At 56.4% G+C, this 16,415-nt stretch carries 13 protein-coding genes; 8 read left to right on the forward strand and 5 right to left on the reverse strand.

Features of this window, described 5'->3' with window-relative positions:
- Nucleotides 1-61 precede the first annotated feature (61 nt).
- The 3 genes from C7434_RS05245 (at nucleotide 62) to C7434_RS05255 (ending at nucleotide 2,625) form a co-directional block, all read left to right on the forward strand.
- The gene (locus C7434_RS05245; protein WP_033741294.1) at nucleotides 62-889 is read left to right on the forward strand and encodes an MBL fold metallo-hydrolase; all 828 of its coding nucleotides are present in this window, start codon (nucleotides 62-64) and stop codon (nucleotides 887-889) included.
- A gap of 62 nt (nucleotides 890-951) precedes the next feature.
- On the forward strand, nucleotides 952-1,389 hold the full coding sequence (locus C7434_RS05250; protein WP_033741472.1) for a bifunctional diaminohydroxyphosphoribosylaminopyrimidine deaminase/5-amino-6-(5-phosphoribosylamino)uracil reductase RibD: 438 nt from the start codon (nucleotides 952-954) through the stop codon (nucleotides 1,387-1,389).
- 240 nt (nucleotides 1,390-1,629) lie between these two features.
- Nucleotides 1,630-2,625 (forward strand): hypothetical protein, encoded by a 996-nt coding sequence (locus C7434_RS05255; RefSeq protein WP_033741296.1) that lies wholly within the window; start codon nucleotides 1,630-1,632, stop codon nucleotides 2,623-2,625.
- A 259-nt stretch (nucleotides 2,626-2,884) separates the two neighbouring features.
- On the opposite strand, the gene araA is transcribed toward C7434_RS05255, so the two are convergent.
- Both araA and C7434_RS05265 read right to left on the reverse strand, forming a co-directional pair.
- Nucleotides 2,885-4,375: an L-arabinose isomerase gene (gene araA / locus C7434_RS05260; RefSeq protein WP_033741297.1), complete on the reverse strand. Its 1,491-nt coding sequence runs from the start codon at nucleotides 4,373-4,375 to the stop codon at nucleotides 2,885-2,887.
- A 12-nt stretch (nucleotides 4,376-4,387) separates the two neighbouring features.
- The gene (locus C7434_RS05265) at nucleotides 4,388-6,073 is read right to left on the reverse strand and encodes a ribulokinase (protein WP_133745207.1); all 1,686 of its coding nucleotides are present in this window, start codon (nucleotides 6,071-6,073) and stop codon (nucleotides 4,388-4,390) included.
- Between the two features lie 365 nt (nucleotides 6,074-6,438).
- Here C7434_RS05265 and C7434_RS05270 point away from each other — a divergent pair, with 365 nt between their 5' ends.
- The 5 genes from C7434_RS05270 (at nucleotide 6,439) to C7434_RS05290 (ending at nucleotide 12,169) form a co-directional block, all read left to right on the forward strand.
- On the forward strand, nucleotides 6,439-7,422 hold the full coding sequence (locus tag C7434_RS05270) for an arabinose ABC transporter substrate-binding protein (RefSeq protein WP_006119064.1): 984 nt from the start codon (nucleotides 6,439-6,441) through the stop codon (nucleotides 7,420-7,422).
- Between the two features lie 118 nt (nucleotides 7,423-7,540).
- Nucleotides 7,541-9,061: an L-arabinose ABC transporter ATP-binding protein AraG gene (araG, locus tag C7434_RS05275; RefSeq protein ID WP_033741304.1), complete on the forward strand. Its 1,521-nt coding sequence runs from the start codon at nucleotides 7,541-7,543 to the stop codon at nucleotides 9,059-9,061.
- A gap of 12 nt (nucleotides 9,062-9,073) precedes the next feature.
- The gene (araH, locus tag C7434_RS05280; RefSeq protein ID WP_033741305.1) at nucleotides 9,074-10,060 is read left to right on the forward strand and encodes an L-arabinose ABC transporter permease AraH; all 987 of its coding nucleotides are present in this window, start codon (nucleotides 9,074-9,076) and stop codon (nucleotides 10,058-10,060) included.
- 72 nt (nucleotides 10,061-10,132) lie between these two features.
- On the forward strand, nucleotides 10,133-11,050 hold the full coding sequence (gene araC, locus C7434_RS05285) for an arabinose operon transcriptional regulator AraC (RefSeq protein ID WP_006119067.1): 918 nt from the start codon (nucleotides 10,133-10,135) through the stop codon (nucleotides 11,048-11,050).
- Nucleotides 11,051-11,128: 78 nt separating this feature from the next.
- The gene (locus C7434_RS05290) at nucleotides 11,129-12,169 is read left to right on the forward strand and encodes an oxidoreductase (RefSeq protein WP_033741306.1); all 1,041 of its coding nucleotides are present in this window, start codon (nucleotides 11,129-11,131) and stop codon (nucleotides 12,167-12,169) included.
- A gap of 48 nt (nucleotides 12,170-12,217) precedes the next feature.
- Here the strand turns inward: C7434_RS05290 and add are convergent, their stop codons facing one another.
- The 3 genes from add to manA all read right to left on the reverse strand — a co-directional run bounded on the left by add (nucleotide 12,218) and on the right by manA (nucleotide 16,237).
- Nucleotides 12,218-13,213 carry an adenosine deaminase gene (add, locus tag C7434_RS05295; RefSeq protein WP_033741308.1) on the reverse strand — a complete coding sequence of 332 codons (996 nt, stop codon included), beginning with the start codon at nucleotides 13,211-13,213 and terminating at the stop codon, nucleotides 12,218-12,220.
- A gap of 227 nt (nucleotides 13,214-13,440) precedes the next feature.
- On the reverse strand, nucleotides 13,441-14,940 hold the full coding sequence (locus C7434_RS05300; RefSeq protein ID WP_006119074.1) for a YdgA family protein: 1,500 nt from the start codon (nucleotides 14,938-14,940) through the stop codon (nucleotides 13,441-13,443).
- A 121-nt stretch (nucleotides 14,941-15,061) separates the two neighbouring features.
- Complete coding sequence (manA, locus tag C7434_RS05305; protein WP_033741310.1) at nucleotides 15,062-16,237, reverse strand: mannose-6-phosphate isomerase; 1,176 nt, start codon at nucleotides 16,235-16,237, stop codon at nucleotides 15,062-15,064.
- Between the last annotated feature and the right edge of the window lie 178 nt (nucleotides 16,238-16,415).

Genomic DNA, 16,415 nt, shown 5'->3' on the forward strand with positions numbered 1-16,415 from the left:
TGCCGGGAAGATGGCAATATGCGACGAGTCAGTATCATTTTCCCCTGATTTGAGAGGTCATATGTCTGTGACGCCGGTTTACCGCGTAGGTGAGTGCGAGGTCTTTAAAATTCCTGAACTGGACGCGTCTCTGTCCACGGAATGGCTGTTTCCCGCGCAGGCGTTAGCGAGCGGAACGCCGGAAACGATTACGCTCTCTGTTCACAGTTGGGTGGTCCGCACGCCTGACAACCTTATTGTGATCGATACGGGCAGCGGCAATGGTCGCGAGCGGGCAGGCTCTCCGCTCTCCCATCAGCTGAACACGCCGTATGCGCAGCGCTTACGTGACGCGGGCGTCGATCCTGACGCGGTGGATATCGTGCTGATCACCCATCTGCATGGCGATCATGTGGGCTGGAATACGCACTGGATGGACGGTAAATGGACACCGTTTTTCAAACATGCCCGCTACTACTGTTCGGATAGCGGGTTGAAAGGCTGGCAACACGATCCGGCACGCAAAACGCTGTTAGAGGACAGCATTAATCCGGTTATCGCGGCGGGTTTGCTGGAGACGTTCGATGTGACGCAAGAGCCGGTGTTTGCTGATGTGCTGCGCTATGTGCCCACGCCCGGCCACAGTCATGACCACGCGTCGATTATTCTGCACAGTGCGGGCGATTATGCGCTGTTTTCCGGTGACCTGATGCATAACGATTTGCAGGTCAGTCAGCCCCAGCTTGCCTCGCGCTTTTGTGCTGATGCCGCGCAGGCCGAAGCCCAGCGGCGCTGGGCAATGACGTGGGCGAGTGAGCATCAGGCACGCTGGTTTAGTTCGCATTTTCCGGGCTCGTCGGCAGGTCATGTCAGCCAGACCTCTGCGGGATTTGAATGGCAGTTTATCTGAGTTTTACGTTCTGTAGCTAAGCTCACGGACGTAAAACGGTAATGAGACGAGTCCTGTTAATGATGCAAAAATCACAACAATTTATGCTGTTAGCGCTGGCGCAGTCCCGCCATGCGCTGCCGCATTGCAGACCTAACCCACCGGTAGGGTGCGTAATTGTTCACAATGGTCGGGTTGTCTCGACCGGATTTACCCGCTCACCGGGTCAGTACCATGCTGAGGCTGATGCACTTTCCACACTTACGTTACCTGTAGAAGCGTGTGAAATTTATGTCACGCTAGAGCCCTGTGCCTTTCAGGGCAGAACCCCGTCCTGCGCACTAACACTGGCCCGGCTCAGGCCCAGACATATTTACATCGCCATTGAAGATCCGCATCCGCGTAATCGCGGAGAAGGGATTGCGATCTTAAAGCAAGCGGGCATCGGCGTGACGCTGGGGGTGGCGAGAAATGACGTTGAGTGTTTTCTGGCGCCCTATTTAATTCGCTCGCTTGCGTAAAATGTAGGTGAGAAGGCGTGCTGTTAGCCAGACATCGGCATTTACATCCCTGAACCGCTGGTGAAACATCGTGAGATTCCCTTTCAAAGCGTAACGACTGGAAATGAACTTCTGTTTTATCTCTGCTCCGGGGCATGTGATGTTAGGTGTGCGGTGAGGCCTTTTGCCCGCCAGGGAGCAAAACGTTTCCGCGACATCCCGTAAACAGACCACCAACGCGCACTGAGTTAAGGGTAAAAAATGGAAAAACCATTTTTACAACAGCCATCTCCTGAGTCGTCCCGCGTGGCCGCGGCTGGCGGCGTTTCCTCTGCCTCACTGTTTGTGCGGCGTAATCTGTTCTCGCTGGTGGTGGGAACGGTGAGCCTGATCTGTTTTGTCGACAATCATGCGTCCGCTCTGCGCCAGGTGTTGTCCAGCCGGCACGCGTCCGCGCGTCCGCTCAGCGCCGCTACTGCACCCAACCCAACCGGACAAATCGCTGCCGTCAGTGAACATTTGCCGCATGCCTCCGTGCCCTCAGTCGTTATGATCGCCGAGGCAAACCGTCAGGCACTCAAAGGCATGCAACTCGTCAGCGATCAGTTGAAGCTGGAGCAGGGCAGCCTGCTGCAGGACATGGCCCACACGCAGCAGCTGGCGCTGCAACAGGTCAGTGATAACCACTTCCAGGCCGCCATGCTGAACGGACAACTGGCGCAACTTGATCAGCAAATCAAAATCGAGTCCGCGCAGGTTGGCATGGCGCAAAACCTGGTCAACAAATGGCGACCGCTGCTGAACAAAGGCTATATTTCGGCGTTGCAGTTTGCACAGGAGCAGTCGGTGGTCTGGGGCTATGAAAGCCAGTACCGCGCGTTGCTGCAACAGCAGTATGCGACCCGTCAGCAGATTAGCGTGCTGGAGGATCAGGAACGTCAGATTCCGCTGGCGACCGCAGTGAAACTCAATGTGCTGCGGCGGCAACTGGCGCAGGTGAATGAGAATCTGGCCCAAAATACGCTGACCGAGGCGCGGATAGCCTGGCAGCCTTCGGCAGCGCCCGTGAAGCCGCTTCAGGTCAATGCAGGCAATGCCGCCGGGACGCCCACGCAACAGACACAGCAAGACAGCCGCTTCCTGTCTGACAGGCCCGCGCGCGTCAGCCACAGCGACGTTCACTATCAAAACATTAACGATCAGACGGGCAGTCATAGCGTGACGCCGCGTCACACTGCCCTCACGCACAACGTCTGAGCCGCATGACAGTCATGTAACGGTGCCTCGCGGAGGGGAAAATTAACGAAGATAACCTGTCCCGTTATCGGGCGGTCATATCGCCAGGCCGGCAGCGGCTTTTGCCGATCGACTGGCAAAGGAAACAGACAGCGGTCAGGGGGGTTATTGCCCGATATCAGGGCAGTAACGCTGTGCCTCAGGTTGAGCGCGACGCATAAAAAAAGCGGGCCGCCAACGGGCTGGCCCGCCGCTTTGTTAATGCGTTCGCTAGCGGTGCTTAGCGCTTCATATGGTAATAGGCGTCATTCCAGCGCAGCGCATCTTTAAAGGCCGGAAGCCGGGTGTGCTCATCAATCACCAGCACTTCAATGCCGTGCATCTCGCCGTACAGATACATATCGTCCAGCGTCAGAGCCTGACTGAACACCGTATGGTGCGCACCGCCTGCCAGAATCCAGGCTTCAGAGGCGGTCGCCAGAGACGGCTGCGCTTTCCACAATGCGCGGGCTACCGGCAGTTTTGGCAGTGGTTTAGGCTGTTCAATCGCGTCCACTACGTTAACCAGCAGGCGGAAACGATCGCCCATATCGATCACACTGGCGTTAATGGCACGACCGGCCGGCGTGGAGAAAATCAGCCGCGCCGGATCGGCTTTGTTGCCGATGCCGAGGAACTGCACGTCGATCAGCGGCTTCTCTTCCCGCGCGATAGACGGGCACACTTCCAGCATATGAGAACCCAGCACTAAATCGTTGCCCGGCGAGAAGTGGTAAGTGTAATCCTCCATAAAGGAGGTGCCGCCGGGACGGTCACCCGCCAGCACTTTAAAGATGCGCAGCAGGGCGGCGGTCTTCCAGTCTCCTTCGCCCGCAAAGCCATAACCCTGGCCCATCAGGCGCTGTACCGCCAGGCCGGGCAACTGCGTCATGCCGTGCAGCGTCTGGAAGTTGGTGGTAAACGCCTGGCAGCCTTCGTCGTCCAGAAAACGCTTCAGGCCCAGCTCGATGCGTGCGGCGTCCAGTACGTTTTGCCGTTTTTCACCGCCTGCGGCGGCCACGTCGGAGAAACGATACTGGCTTTCATATTCGTCAACCAGCGCATTGACATCACCCTCGCTGACGCTGTTGATCACCTCCACCAAATCCCCCACGCCCCAGCCATTAACCGCATAGCCGAACTGGATTTGCGCCGCCACTTTATCGCCTTCGGTGACCGCGACTTCACGCATGTTGTCACCAAAACGCGCGACTTTCAGATGCTGACTGGCCTGTTTGGCCAGCGCCGCACGCATCCAGTTGGCGACGCGCTGCTGGCTGTGTTTATCCTGCCAGTGGCCGGTCACCACGCTGTGCTGCAGGCCCATGCGCGCACCAATAAAGCCAAACTCACGGCCACCGTGCGCCGTCTGATTCAGGTTCATAAAGTCCATGTCCATGCTGTCCCAGGGGATCTCGGCATTGAACTGGGTATGAAACTGTAGCAGGGGCTTCGTTAAGACATTCAATCCGCCGATCCACATTTTGGCCGGCGAAAAGGTATGCAACCACGTAATGATACCGATACAGTTTTGATCGTGACTGGCGTCACGGCACAGCGACAGCGCTTCATCAGGCGATTTGACCAGCGGTTTCAGCGTCAGACGTACAGGCAAACCCGCCTGATTTAATCCGTCCACCACCTGCCGGGCATTGTGTTCAACCTGACGTAACGTTTCCGCGCCGTAGAGGTGCTGTGTACCAATGACAAACCACACGTTGAACTGTTGCATAAAACCACTCCTTTACTTAGCGGAAGCGGAACGGGCGGCATAATGGGGTTCTGCCGTCTCGCACCATTGTTGATAGCGTTGATAAAGTGCCTGATAACGCGCGACGCGTTGCGGATCGGGCTGCAGCGTCACGTCAATCGGGCTGGCCATGACGTCCTGCGCCTGCTCCACATCGCGGTGAACGCCCGCGGCGACGGCAGCGAAGATGGCTGCGCCCAGCGCACAGCACTCATCGGAGGCGACGATATCCAGCGGCCGGTTCATCACGTCACAGCAGGCCTGCATAATGGCGGGGGATTTACGGGCAATGCCGCCGAGGGTAAGAATGTTTTCCACCGGAATTGCCTGCTGCTCGAAGCACTCCATGATGGCGCGGGCACCAAAGGCGGTGGCCGCAATCAGGCCGCCAAACAGGGCCGGAGCATCCGTGCCGAGATTCAGGTCGGTAATAACCCCTTTCAGGCGCTGGTTGGCATTGGGCGTACGGCGGCCGTTGAACCAGTCCAGCACTACGGGCAGGTGATCCAACTGCGGACTGGCGACCCAGGCCTCGGTCAGACGGGTGATCAGTGACTTTTGCATCTCAGCCAACTGCGGTTTGAGTTCGGGATGGTGCTGCGCTGCCAGCTGCAGCGGCCAGCCCAGCAGGCGGCTGTACCAGGCATAAATATCGCCAAACGCCGACTGGCCTGCTTCCAGACCAATCGCGCCCGGCACGACGCTGCCATCAACCTGACCACAGATGCCTTTGATGGCGCGGTCGCCGACTTTCCCGGTGTCAGCAATCAGGATGTCGCAGGTCGACGTGCCAATCACTTTCACTAAGGTATAGGGTCGCGCACCGGCGCCGACCGCTCCCATATGGCAGTCAAATGCGCCGCCCGAAATCGTAACCTGCTGCGGTAAACCCAGGCGTTGCGACCATTCCGGGCTCAGCGTGCCCACCGGGATATCCGCGGTCCAGGTCTCGCTGAACAGGGGAGAATCCAGCTGTTGAGTCAGCGCCGGGTCCAGCGCGTTAAGGAAGTCGGCGTCGGGTAAGCCGTTCCAGTCAGCATGAAACAGCGCTTTGTGACCAGCGGCACAACGCCCACGACGGAGTTTGTCCGGGGCGACGGTATCGCTGAGTAAGGCGGGCACCCAGTCACAGAGTTCAACCCAGGACACGGCCGCATCGCGCACGGCAGCATCCTGGCGGGTAATATGAAGAATCTTGGCCCAGAACCATTCCGACGAGTAGATCCCGCCGATATAGCGGCTGTAATCGGTAAAGCGGCCGCTGCGACACAGGCGATTAATCTCTTCCGCTTCTTCAATGGCCGTATGGTCTTTCCACAGCACAAACATCGCATTGGGGTTTTCCGCAAACTCCGGCCGCAGGGCAAGTACCTTGCCGTCACGATCGATCGGAGCGGGGGTGGAGCCGGTGCTGTCGACACCGATGCCGACGACGGCGGCCCGTTGCGTGTCGCTCAGCGCCGCGAGCACACCCAGCATGGCCTGCTCCATAGCATCAATATAGTCCTGAGGATGGTGACGAAAGCGGTTGCTGTGAGGATCGCTGTAAAGTCCCTGCTGCCAGCGTGCATAGTTGGCCACGGCACTGTGCAGCTCCTGACCAGTGTGACAATCCACCGCCAGCGCACGCACCGAATCACTACCAAAGTCCAGCCCCAGGGTGATGGCTTCAGTACGCATTTGACTCTCCTGTTGTGAATAAACCTCCTTATCCTGAGATGTGTAAAAAAGAAGGGTTAGTCACGGCTGGCTGAGAATATGCACTTTTCTGCCACAAGCAGTGAATTTGTGATCCATTGCAAAAGTTAACAGACGGTTAAATTTGCTGAATATATGGATCATTCTGTCGTGATTTTAAGATGTGATACCGCTCTACATTTTTCTTCTTCATTCCCGCTAAAACTAGGCCAGCGTTTAAGCAGGCTACCCACATGGCTCCCGCTAACATGCTGATTTACATCTGTACCTACAAAAGAGAGTGAACTGGTAGCGTTTACACCGATTCGTATTTAACAGCGATAAAACCACTAGCGCCGGAGAGCATCATGCATAAATTCACTAAAGCGCTGGCAGCCATCGGGCTGGCAGCGGTTATGTCACAATCAGCTATCGCCGAGACCATGAAGCTGGGTTTTCTGGTGAAGCAGCCGGAAGAACCCTGGTTCCAGACCGAATGGAAATTTGCGGATAAAGCCGGTAAAGACCTGGGCTTTGAGGTGATCAAAATTGCCGTTCCGGACGGCGAAAAAACCCTTAACGCTATCGACAGCCTGGCCGCGAATGGCGCAAAAGGCTTCGTGATCTGCACACCGGATCCCAAACTCGGCTCCGCCATCATGGCAAAGGCGCGCGGTTATGGCCTGAAGGTGATCGCCGTGGACGATCAGTTTGTGAACGCCAAAGGCAAGCCGATGGACAGCGTACCGCTGGTCATGATGGCCGCGACCAAAATTGGCGAACGTCAGGGACAGGAACTGTATAAAGAAATGCAGAAACGCGGCTGGGATGTCAAAGACACCGCCGTGATGGCGATCACCGCCAACGAACTGGATACCGCGCGTCGTCGTACCGGTGGTTCGATGGATGCCCTGAAAGCGGCCGGCTTCCCGGAAAAACAGATCTATCAGGTCCCGACCAAATCGAATGACATCCCCGGCGCATTTGATGCCGGTAACTCCCTGCTGGTTCAGCACCCTGAAGTGAAGCACTGGCTGATTGTCGGTATGAACGACAACACCGTGCTGGGCGGCGTGCGTGCGACCGAAGGTCAGGGCTTTAAAGCCGCTGACGTGATCGGTATCGGTATCAACGGCGTCGACGCCGTCAGCGAACTGTCAAAAGCCAACGCGACCGGCTTCTATGGCTCACTGCTGCCAAGTCCGGACATCCATGGCTATAAGAGCAGCCAGATGCTCTACAACTGGGTAAGCAAAGGACAGGAGCCACCGAAATTCACCGAAGTGACAGACGTCGTGTTGATTACGCGTGACAACTTCAAAACCGAGCTGGCGAAGAAAGGGTTGATGTAATAACAGGCAGTACGGATAACACCATCGGGTCATCAGGAAAGCATGGCTGAACACCGCGACGGTATTCAGCCTGAGCGTCAGGTGCCCCGATTCCTCACAGCCATCTATTGGAGACACCATGAACACTGATTCAGCCTTTCTGTCGTTTCATGGCATCAGTAAAACTTTTCCCGGCGTGAAAGCGCTGCAGGATATTTCATTTGAATGCCATGGCGGTCAGGTGCACGCGCTGATGGGGGAAAACGGTGCCGGTAAATCGACACTGCTTAAAATCCTCAGCGGCAGCTATCTGCCCAGTGGCGGCGAGATTCGCATCAAAGGCAAGCCGATGAATTTCCAGCACACCACGGATGCGCTGGATGCGGGTGTCGCCATTATCTACCAGGAACTGCATTTAGTGCCCGAAATGAGCGTGGCGGAGAATATCTATCTGGGTCAGTTGCCGCATAAACATGGCCTGGTGAACCGCAAGCTGCTGCGTTACGAAGCCGGGCTGCAACTGAAAAATTTAGGTATGGATATCGATCCGGACATGCCGCTGAAATACCTGTCGCTGGGCCAGTGGCAGATGGTTGAGATTGCCAAAGCGCTGGCCCGTAACGCGCGCATCATTGCCTTTGATGAGCCAACCAGCTCGCTGTCCGCACGCGAAATCGACAATCTGTTTCGGGTGATCCGCCAGTTGCGCGCGGAAGGGCGCGTGGTGCTGTATGTCTCGCACCGTATGGAAGAGATTTTTGCCCTCAGTGACGCCATCACCGTGTTTAAAGACGGGCGCTATGTGCGCACCTTTACGGACATGGCCAATACGCATCACGACGATCTGGTACAGGCGATGGTCGGACGTAATCTGGGTGATATCTACGGCTACGCGCCGCGGGAAAAAGGCCCGGTACGGCTGGCGCTACAGGACGTAGAGGCGAAGGGCGTCAGAGCGCCAATCTCGCTGAATGTGCATGCCGGGGAAATTGTCGGCCTGTTTGGTCTGGTGGGCGCGGGACGCACCGAACTGCTGAAAGGGCTGTTTGGTGCCACGCGCCTGCGCGGTGGCCGCATTCTGCTGGACGGGGAACCCCTTAACGTGACGGCGCCAATTGATGCGATTCGGGCGGGCGTGATGCTGTGCCCTGAAGATCGCAAAGCCGAAGGCATTATTCCGGTGCATTCGGTGCGCGACAACATCAACATCAGCGCCCGCCGTCATAACCTCACCGCCGGTTGCCTGATCAAAAACGGCTGGGAGGTGAAGAATGCCGACAGCCATATCCGTTCCCTCAAAATCAAAACGCCCAGCGCTGACCAGTTGATCATGAACCTGTCCGGCGGTAACCAGCAAAAAGCCATTCTTGGCCGCTGGTTGTCCGAGGAGATCAAGGTGATTTTGCTGGACGAGCCTACCCGCGGCATTGATGTCGGGGCTAAACACGAAATTTATAATCTGATTTACCAGCTGGCGAACAACGGCATTGCGGTGCTGTTTGCCTCCAGCGATCTCCCGGAAGTGATGGGCCTGGCCGACCGCATTATCGTGATGCGCGAAGGGGCGGTCGCCGGGGAATTACTGCATGACGAGGCCACAGAGCAGCTGACGCTGAGCCTGGCCATGCCTAAAACGACACATGCGGCCGCCGTGGCCTGACAGGAGAGTACCGTGACTTCTTCCACGACATCAAATACGCCGCCAGCCGCCCCTCGCCGGGGTGTGCATTTTGGGCGCGTCTGGGACAACTTTGGCATGCTGGTGGTGTTTGCCCTGCTGTTCATCGCCTGTGCGGTCTTTGTCCCTAACTTTGGCTCTTTTATCAACATGAAAGGCCTGGGGCTGGCCATGTCGATGTCCGGCATGGTGGCCTGCGGTATGCTGTTCTGCCTGGCCTCCGGCGATTTTGACCTGTCGGTGGCCTCGGTGATTGCCTGCGCGGGCGTGGTCACCGCCGTGGTGATCAATATGAGCGAGAGCCTCTGGCTGGGGGTGGCGGCCGGGCTGTTACTCGGTGTCATCACCGGATTTATCAATGGGTTTGTTATCGCCCGACTGAAAATCAACGCCCTGATTACCACGCTGGCGACCATGCAGATTGTGCGCGGTCTGGCCTATATCTTCTCGGACGGTAAAGCGGTGGGCATCGAAGACGAGCGCTTCTTCGTACTGGGCTTCGCCAACTGGCTGGGCGTGCCTGCGCCCATCTGGATCACGCTGGGTACCATGGTGATCTTCGCCTTCCTGTTGAACAAAACCACCTTTGGCCGCAACACGCTGGCGATTGGCGGGAATGAAGAGGCTGCACGGCTGGCGGGCGTGCCGGTTGTGCGTACCCGCATCATTATCTTTATTCTCTCTGGCCTGGTTTCTGCGGCGGCGGGCATCATCCTGGCGTCACGCATGACCAGCGGTCAGCCCATGACCTCAATTGGTTATGAACTGGTGGTCATCTCGGCCTGCGTACTGGGCGGCGTGTCACTGAAGGGCGGCATCGGCAAAATCTCCTATGTGATCGCCGGGGTACTGATTCTGGGCACCGTTGAGAATGCGATGAATTTATTAAATATCTCGCCATTCTCACAGTATGTTGTGCGGGGTTTGATACTGTTGGCAGCGGTGATATTCGACCGCTACAAACAAAAGAATAAAGTCTGATTTGGCGTGAAACCTTCCCGCGGACGCGAAAGGTGTCCGCGCGTGATCAATCAACGACGAAGTGAGGACAGTATGTATCACCGTGAATTACCGGCAGAGCAGCAGAACCCTTTGCTGCCCGGATACGCGTTTAATGCCTGGCTGGTGGCGGGATTAACCCCGATCACCGCGGATGGTCCGCTGGATTTCTTTATTGATCGCCCACACGGCATGAAGGGCTATATTCTCAACCTGACCATCAAAGGCAAAGGGCGGGTGTTCGACGGCGAAAAGGCCTTTGACTGTGAACCGGGTGAAATGCTGCTGTTCCAGCCAAAAACGGCTCACTATTATGGTCGGGCGCCCGACAGTCCGCAGTGGTTTCACCGCTGGGTCTATTTTCGTCCGCGCGCGTACTGGCATGACTGGCTGCGCTGGCAGGATGAACAGGAAGGCGTCGGTCGGCTGCGCTTACCGGAGTCACTGCGGGGCGAATTTGATCGCCTGTTTGCCACTATTGAACAAACCCACAACTCATCGCGTCGTTTTGCCGAAGAACTGGCAATGAATTTGCTGGAACGGCTGTTGTTACGGGCAGTGGAAGAAGATCCACGTAACCATCAGCAAATCCGCGATCCCCGTATCATCGAAGCCTGCCAGTATGTGAATAATCATCTGGCCAGCGAGGTCAAAATCGAGGAAGTGGCGCGCCATGTGTGTCTGTCACCTTCGCGGCTGGCGCACCTGTTCCGCGAGCAAATGGGCGTGAACCTGCTTCGCTGGCGGGAAGATCAGCGCGTCATTCGCGCTAAGTTGCTGCTGCAAACCACGCAGGAACCCATCGCGAGCATTGGGCGTGAAGTGGGCTACGACGATCAGCTCTATTTTTCGCGCGTCTTCCGTAAGCGCGTCGGTGTCAGCCCGAGTGATTTCCGCCGCCGCAATCAGGACGTACACGATAATCTGGCCAGTCAGAGCGCCTGGAACGGTGCACGGCGCTCAGTCTCCTGATTTTAAGGGGAATCCTCCTTGTCCTGACCCGACTATTAGTCTTAAATCAGTCTGGTTAGCGATTAATGAGGAAAAGGAATGAGCGAGAAACTGCGAGTAGGACTCATCGGCTATGGCTTTGCCAGCAAAACCTTCCACGCGCCCCTGATCGCGGGCACGCCGGAGGTTGAACTGGCTGCCATCTCCAGCAGCGATGCCAGCAAAGTCCATGCCGACTGGCCCGCCGTGCAGGTCGTCGCCGGGCCCCAGGCCCTGTTCGACGATCCTACGTTAGATCTGATTGTTATCCCTACACCGAATGATACGCACTTCCCTCTGGCTAAAGCCGCACTCAACGCAGGCAAGCACGTCGTGGTGGACAAACCGTTCACCGTGACGTTGTCACAGGCGCGCGAGCTGGATGCCTTAGCTAAAGCCAAAGGGCTGCTGTTATCCGTATTCCATAACCGCCGTTGGGACAGTGATTTCCTGACGCTGAAAGGCTTACTGGCAGCGGGTGAGCTGGGTGAGGTGCGTTATTTTGAATCGCACTTTGACCGTTTCCGTCTGGAAGTACGGCAGCGCTGGCGCGAGATGAAAGGGGCGGGCAGCGGCATTTGGTATGATCTGGGACCGCACCTGCTGGATCAGGCGCTACAGCTGTTTGGCCCGCCGGTGGCGATTAACGTTGATCTGGCGGAAATGCGGCCGGGTGCCCAGACCACCGACTATTTTCATGCGACGCTGACCTATCCACAGCGCCGGGTGGTGCTGCACGCCAGCATGCTGGTGGCGGCCGAATCCGCACGCTATACCGTGCACGGTACGCGGGGCAGTTACGTCAAATACGGTCTGGACCCGCAGGAAGATCGGCTGAAAGCGGGGGATTTCCCGCCGGGCGAGAACTGGGGTTACGACATGCGTGACGGTACGCTGACCCAGGTGGAGGGCGACGCGCTGAATGAAAAAACCGTCCTGACACAGCCGGGCAACTATCCCGCCTATTACGCTGCGATTCGTGATGCCATTACCGGGCGCGGGGCGAATCCGGTGACGGCGGAAGAAGCCATTCAGGTCATGGAACTGATTGAGCTGGGGCTGCAGTCGGCGGAAAAACGCCAGACCATGTCGCTGAAATAAGCGCTTTCAGCGCTAAAAAGGCCGCGAATAACGCGGCCTTTTTTATGCTTACTGCACTTTCGCCCGGATGGCGGCTTTTTCTGCCGCGCTTAAAAACGCGATAGTCAGGCCGTTGTCCTGTGCCTGACGCATTTGCGCCTGGCTCAGTCCCGCAGCCGGGGCGGCATGCAGGTACTCATGCGCCAGCTCAATGCCCTGTACGGCGGGATCGTCGGTGTTGATGGTCGCCAGCACGCCATGCTCCAGGAACATTTTCAGCGGATGCTGCGCCAGCGAGGCGACGGTGCTGGTCTGGATATTGGAGGTCAGGCAGGATTCGATACCAATACCGTTTTCCGCCAGATAGTCCATCAGCGCGCGATCTTCAATAGCCTTCACACCATGACCGATGCGTTCAGCGCCCAGATCACGAATCGCCTGCCAGATACTTTCCGGGCCTGCGGCTTCACCGGCATGCACGGTAATATGAAAACCGGCCTCCCGGGCGCGACGGAAGTGGCTCAGAAAACGGTGACCCGGCGCACCGAGTTCATCCCCGGCCAAATCCACGGCGGTAATATGGTCGCGATGGGCGAGGAAGCCGTTCAGTTCATCCAGACAGGCCTGTTCGCCAAAAGTCCGGCTCATGATGCCCGTTAAGCGCACGGTGATATCATGCTGCTGGCAGCCGGCCTTTACGCCATCAATCACCGCCTCAACCACACCGGCAATCGGCAGATGGTGGGTCATCGCCATATAGCCGGGTGAAAAGCGCAGCTCGGCATAGTGAATCCCGGCGCGGGCGGCATCCTCGACGTTCTCACGCGCGATACGCTGACAGGCGTCAAGATCGCCCAGCACTTTCACGCCCCAGTCCAGCTTTTGCAGAAAGCTGACCAGATCCGGTTGCGTTTCGGTGACCTGAACATGCGGACGCAGGGTGTCCAGCGTATCAGCCGGTAAGGTCAGGTTAAACTGGCGGCCTAAATCAAGGATGGTTTGTGCACGGATGTTGCCATCAAGGTGGCGGTGAATGTCGGTAAGGGGAAGCGTTGAATCAATCATGGAGTGCACTCGTCTGGATATCTGTAAAGTGCAGAGCATTATAAAAATATCTTGCGCAACAACGCCAGTGATTTGCGCAACAAGTGTGAAAGGCAGGGGTTAACTGTTCACTTTATAAACGGGAACGCGGCGCAGGCCGCCTGATGAGAGCGAATCGGGAGAGAAAAGCGGGCGATGCAGTGACGTAAAAAAGGCGGCCAGGGCCGCCTTGATCGAAAAGGTTAACCTTATTGCGGCATGCCTTCGTTTGTCGGGACGCCAAGCATATAGCGTGACATGAACTGCTCCAGCGACATCTTATCGCCGTTCATGTTCACCTGACCGTTGGCATACTGCAGGCTGGTAACGATGTTGTTGTCCTGCGTTTGTGTCAGACGGAACATCTGGCCCATCGCTGCCAGCCCTTTAACCTGCTGATCGGCCAGTTTCTGCGCGTCGTCAGCCTGATAACCTTCAGCCAGGCCAATATGGCGCATGGTTTCCGTCGCCATCGGCATGTTGACAGACAGCTTCAGATCCAGCGTTTTCAGCACGCGATCAACGGATGCCGCCAGCGTCTGCGGTTCGCCTGTCACCGTGGACGGATCGTTAAAGTGGGCATTCAGGTTGAAGGTGCTCTCGCCTTTATCGTTCTTCCAGCTCAGTGGTGCGATGCTGATGGACGGGGCCCCTTTCAGCAGGGTCGGCAAATTGTTCAGCAGGATCGCGCGCACACCGTTCTGGAAACGCACCGGATCGTCTTCCACGCCAGGCTGGTTCATCAGGGTGGTCAGCTGAGCGTTGTAGTTATCCGAGAACGCTTTAACGCTTTGCGCATCAAACTGTGACAGCTTCATTTTTAATGCGAACTGACCCAGGTTCTGCTTCTGCACCTCAACGCCGTCAATTTTGTAATTAATGTCGCCATTGATTTTGCCGGACTGATTATCAAAAGAGGAATCACCGACCATCTTGTTAAGAATAACCGCGTCCTGACCGCTGACTGCGGCGGCCACTTTATCCACGCTGATGGACTGATCGCCAATGCGTACGCCTTCGTTGGTGAGATGCGTATCCGCTTTCAGCTTCAGGCCGTTCAGCGTAAACATCACCGGCTGATCGACCTGATTTTTGGTGGTGATGGCAATGCTGTCGATGTCACTGTCCAGGCCCACTTTATCGCCTTTGTTGTCTGCGCTGATATTCAGCGTGCCGCCGCTGGTGGCTAAGCGTTGCGCTGTTTGCGCATTTTGATAATCGATGGGCAGAATTTTTATTGCGGTGTCGGTGCTGCCGCTGTAACCCACACGCGTTTCGGCGTTGATAAACGACTGGTTGTTGGTCAGTTCAAACAGCTTTTTGACCGCATCGGTATTGGTCAGCGTGGTATGCACGGACGCCATGCTGGGGATCAGGTTGGCTTTTTTCAGCTGTGCGAAGGGGAACGGGCCGTGGTCGATCTGCTCGTTCAGGATGATGCTCTGGCCGGGCTTGAGCAGAGGATTATCTTCGGTCTGAGAGCTGGCCTGGATAACCACATTCATTTTGCTGCTGAAAATGCCGCGTTGATAATCCTGATAGCTGACTTTCAGACGACTGTTGGGCGCCAGGGTGGTTAACTGAGCGTTAGCATTTTGAATCATTTGATCCATATTGCTTTCCAGCTTTTTGCCGGTAAACCACGCCGCGCCTGTCCAGACTACGCCCAGAGCGACTACCACACCAACGGCAACTTGAGTCTTTTTCATTGCTGAATCGTCCTTATCCTTGATTTCACCCGTGTCACAGACAGCGGGTGAAGAAGCGCCCGCAGGCATTTTAGCTAATAGTTTGAAATAATAGCAGTTAAGCGCAATGGCGTCAGCCGTCTCAGTTAAACGTGTTATACACGCGCGCCACCCGGCCCTGGCCGGTGAGTGACACTGGCGCATCGGTGGCGGCCACGAAACAGGACTCGCCGGGTTTTAGCGCCAGTTGCTGCTGGCGATTGGTGACGGTGGCCTCACCTTCAATACAAAACAGCAGTGCCGCGCTTTCCTGATGCAGGGTAAGCGGCTGCGCATTCACCGTATGAATGGAGAAAGCAAAGTCGTCTACCGGAATGGGAAAATACTCGCCATCCTGCTGTATCTCCGGTTGTGTAAGAAGCTGGCTGGCCGGCTTTTCGTCAAATTTGAGGTTGGCCATCAGTTCCGGAATATCAATATATTTTGGCGTCAGGCCAGCGCGCAAAACGTTATCGGAGTTGGCCATGACCTCCAGCGCCACGCCATGCAGATAAGCATGCGGCGTTTCCGCAAACAGGAACATCGCCTGTCCGGGCTGCAGAGTAATCACATTGAGCAGCAGCGGCGAGAATAACCCGCTGTCATCCGGATAGTATTCCGCAATCTCATGAATGGTTTGCCAGGGTTCGCCTGTCTGCTGACTGACGACGTTTTTCAGTACGGTTAACGCCTGCGCTTTTTCGTCCTGTTGAAGCGACAGCAGGGTTGAAAACAGTTGCGCCAGGTTGTCGGGGCTGGGCTGGCGCAGGAAATGCGCGATCTCTGGATGCGCGTCCGCCACTGGGGTGAGCAGTGTCACCATCTCGTTGCGCTCGCGAAACCCATTGATGGCTTTAAACGGCGTTAAGGCGTACACCAGCTCCGGTTTATGGTTGGCATCTTTATAGTTACGCTCAGGCGAACTGAGCGGTACAGAGGCGGCATTTTCACGCGCAAACCCCTCTTCGGCGGCGGATTTGCTGGGGTGCACCTGAATTGAGAGCGGCTGATCGGCACACAGCACTTTAAATAAAAAGGGCAGTTCGCCAAAGCGTTTTGCCACGGCATCGCCCAGCATCTGCGACGGATGGGCCGCGATGACATCGCGTAACGAGCGGGATTGCCCCTCAACGTCAACGGCGGACGGGCTTTTAGGATGCGCCCCCATCCACAGTTCCGCCATCGGTAAGTCTTCAGGATTGGCGATGCCATACAGGGAGGTTAATGCCGTCTTGCTCCCCCAGGCATAATATTGCACCGCATTACTCATCTTTTTCATTTCACTGCCTTTCTGGCATGGGAATATTGCGCTTATTAAAGCAGAAACTGACATGGAAAATACATATCCAGCGCAAGAAGGATGCTAAGCTCGGATGATGTTAAAAATTTGTATGAGTTTATCTGCTTCATGCGTACCGAACACCCGCGCGTGAACGAAGGGTTTATTTAAAACGGTG

The sequence above is a fragment of the Pantoea sp. PNA 14-12 genome (assembly GCF_004364735.1).
GTDB classification, from domain to species: domain Bacteria; phylum Pseudomonadota; class Gammaproteobacteria; order Enterobacterales; family Enterobacteriaceae; genus Pantoea; species Pantoea stewartii.

Coding starts and splice junctions, on each gene's coding strand:
- C7434_RS05245 (WP_033741294.1), top strand. CDS start 62: ATGTCTGTGACGCCGGTTTACCGCGTAGGTGAGTGCGAGGTCTTTAAA.
- C7434_RS05250 (WP_033741472.1), top strand. CDS start 952: ATGCAAAAATCACAACAATTTATGCTGTTAGCGCTGGCGCAGTCCCGC.
- C7434_RS05255 (WP_033741296.1), top strand. CDS start 1,630: ATGGAAAAACCATTTTTACAACAGCCATCTCCTGAGTCGTCCCGCGTG.
- araA (WP_033741297.1), bottom strand. CDS start 4,375: ATGCAACAGTTCAACGTGTGGTTTGTCATTGGTACACAGCACCTCTAC.
- C7434_RS05265 (WP_133745207.1), bottom strand. CDS start 6,073: ATGCGTACTGAAGCCATCACCCTGGGGCTGGACTTTGGTAGTGATTCG.
- C7434_RS05270 (WP_006119064.1), top strand. CDS start 6,439: ATGCATAAATTCACTAAAGCGCTGGCAGCCATCGGGCTGGCAGCGGTT.
- araG (WP_033741304.1), top strand. CDS start 7,541: ATGAACACTGATTCAGCCTTTCTGTCGTTTCATGGCATCAGTAAAACT.
- araC (WP_006119067.1), top strand. CDS start 10,133: ATGTATCACCGTGAATTACCGGCAGAGCAGCAGAACCCTTTGCTGCCC.
- C7434_RS05290 (WP_033741306.1), top strand. CDS start 11,129: ATGAGCGAGAAACTGCGAGTAGGACTCATCGGCTATGGCTTTGCCAGC.
- add (WP_033741308.1), bottom strand. CDS start 13,213: ATGATTGATTCAACGCTTCCCCTTACCGACATTCACCGCCACCTTGAT.
- C7434_RS05300 (WP_006119074.1), bottom strand. CDS start 14,940: ATGAAAAAGACTCAAGTTGCCGTTGGTGTGGTAGTCGCTCTGGGCGTA.
- manA (WP_033741310.1), bottom strand. CDS start 16,237: ATGAAAAAGATGAGTAATGCGGTGCAATATTATGCCTGGGGGAGCAAG.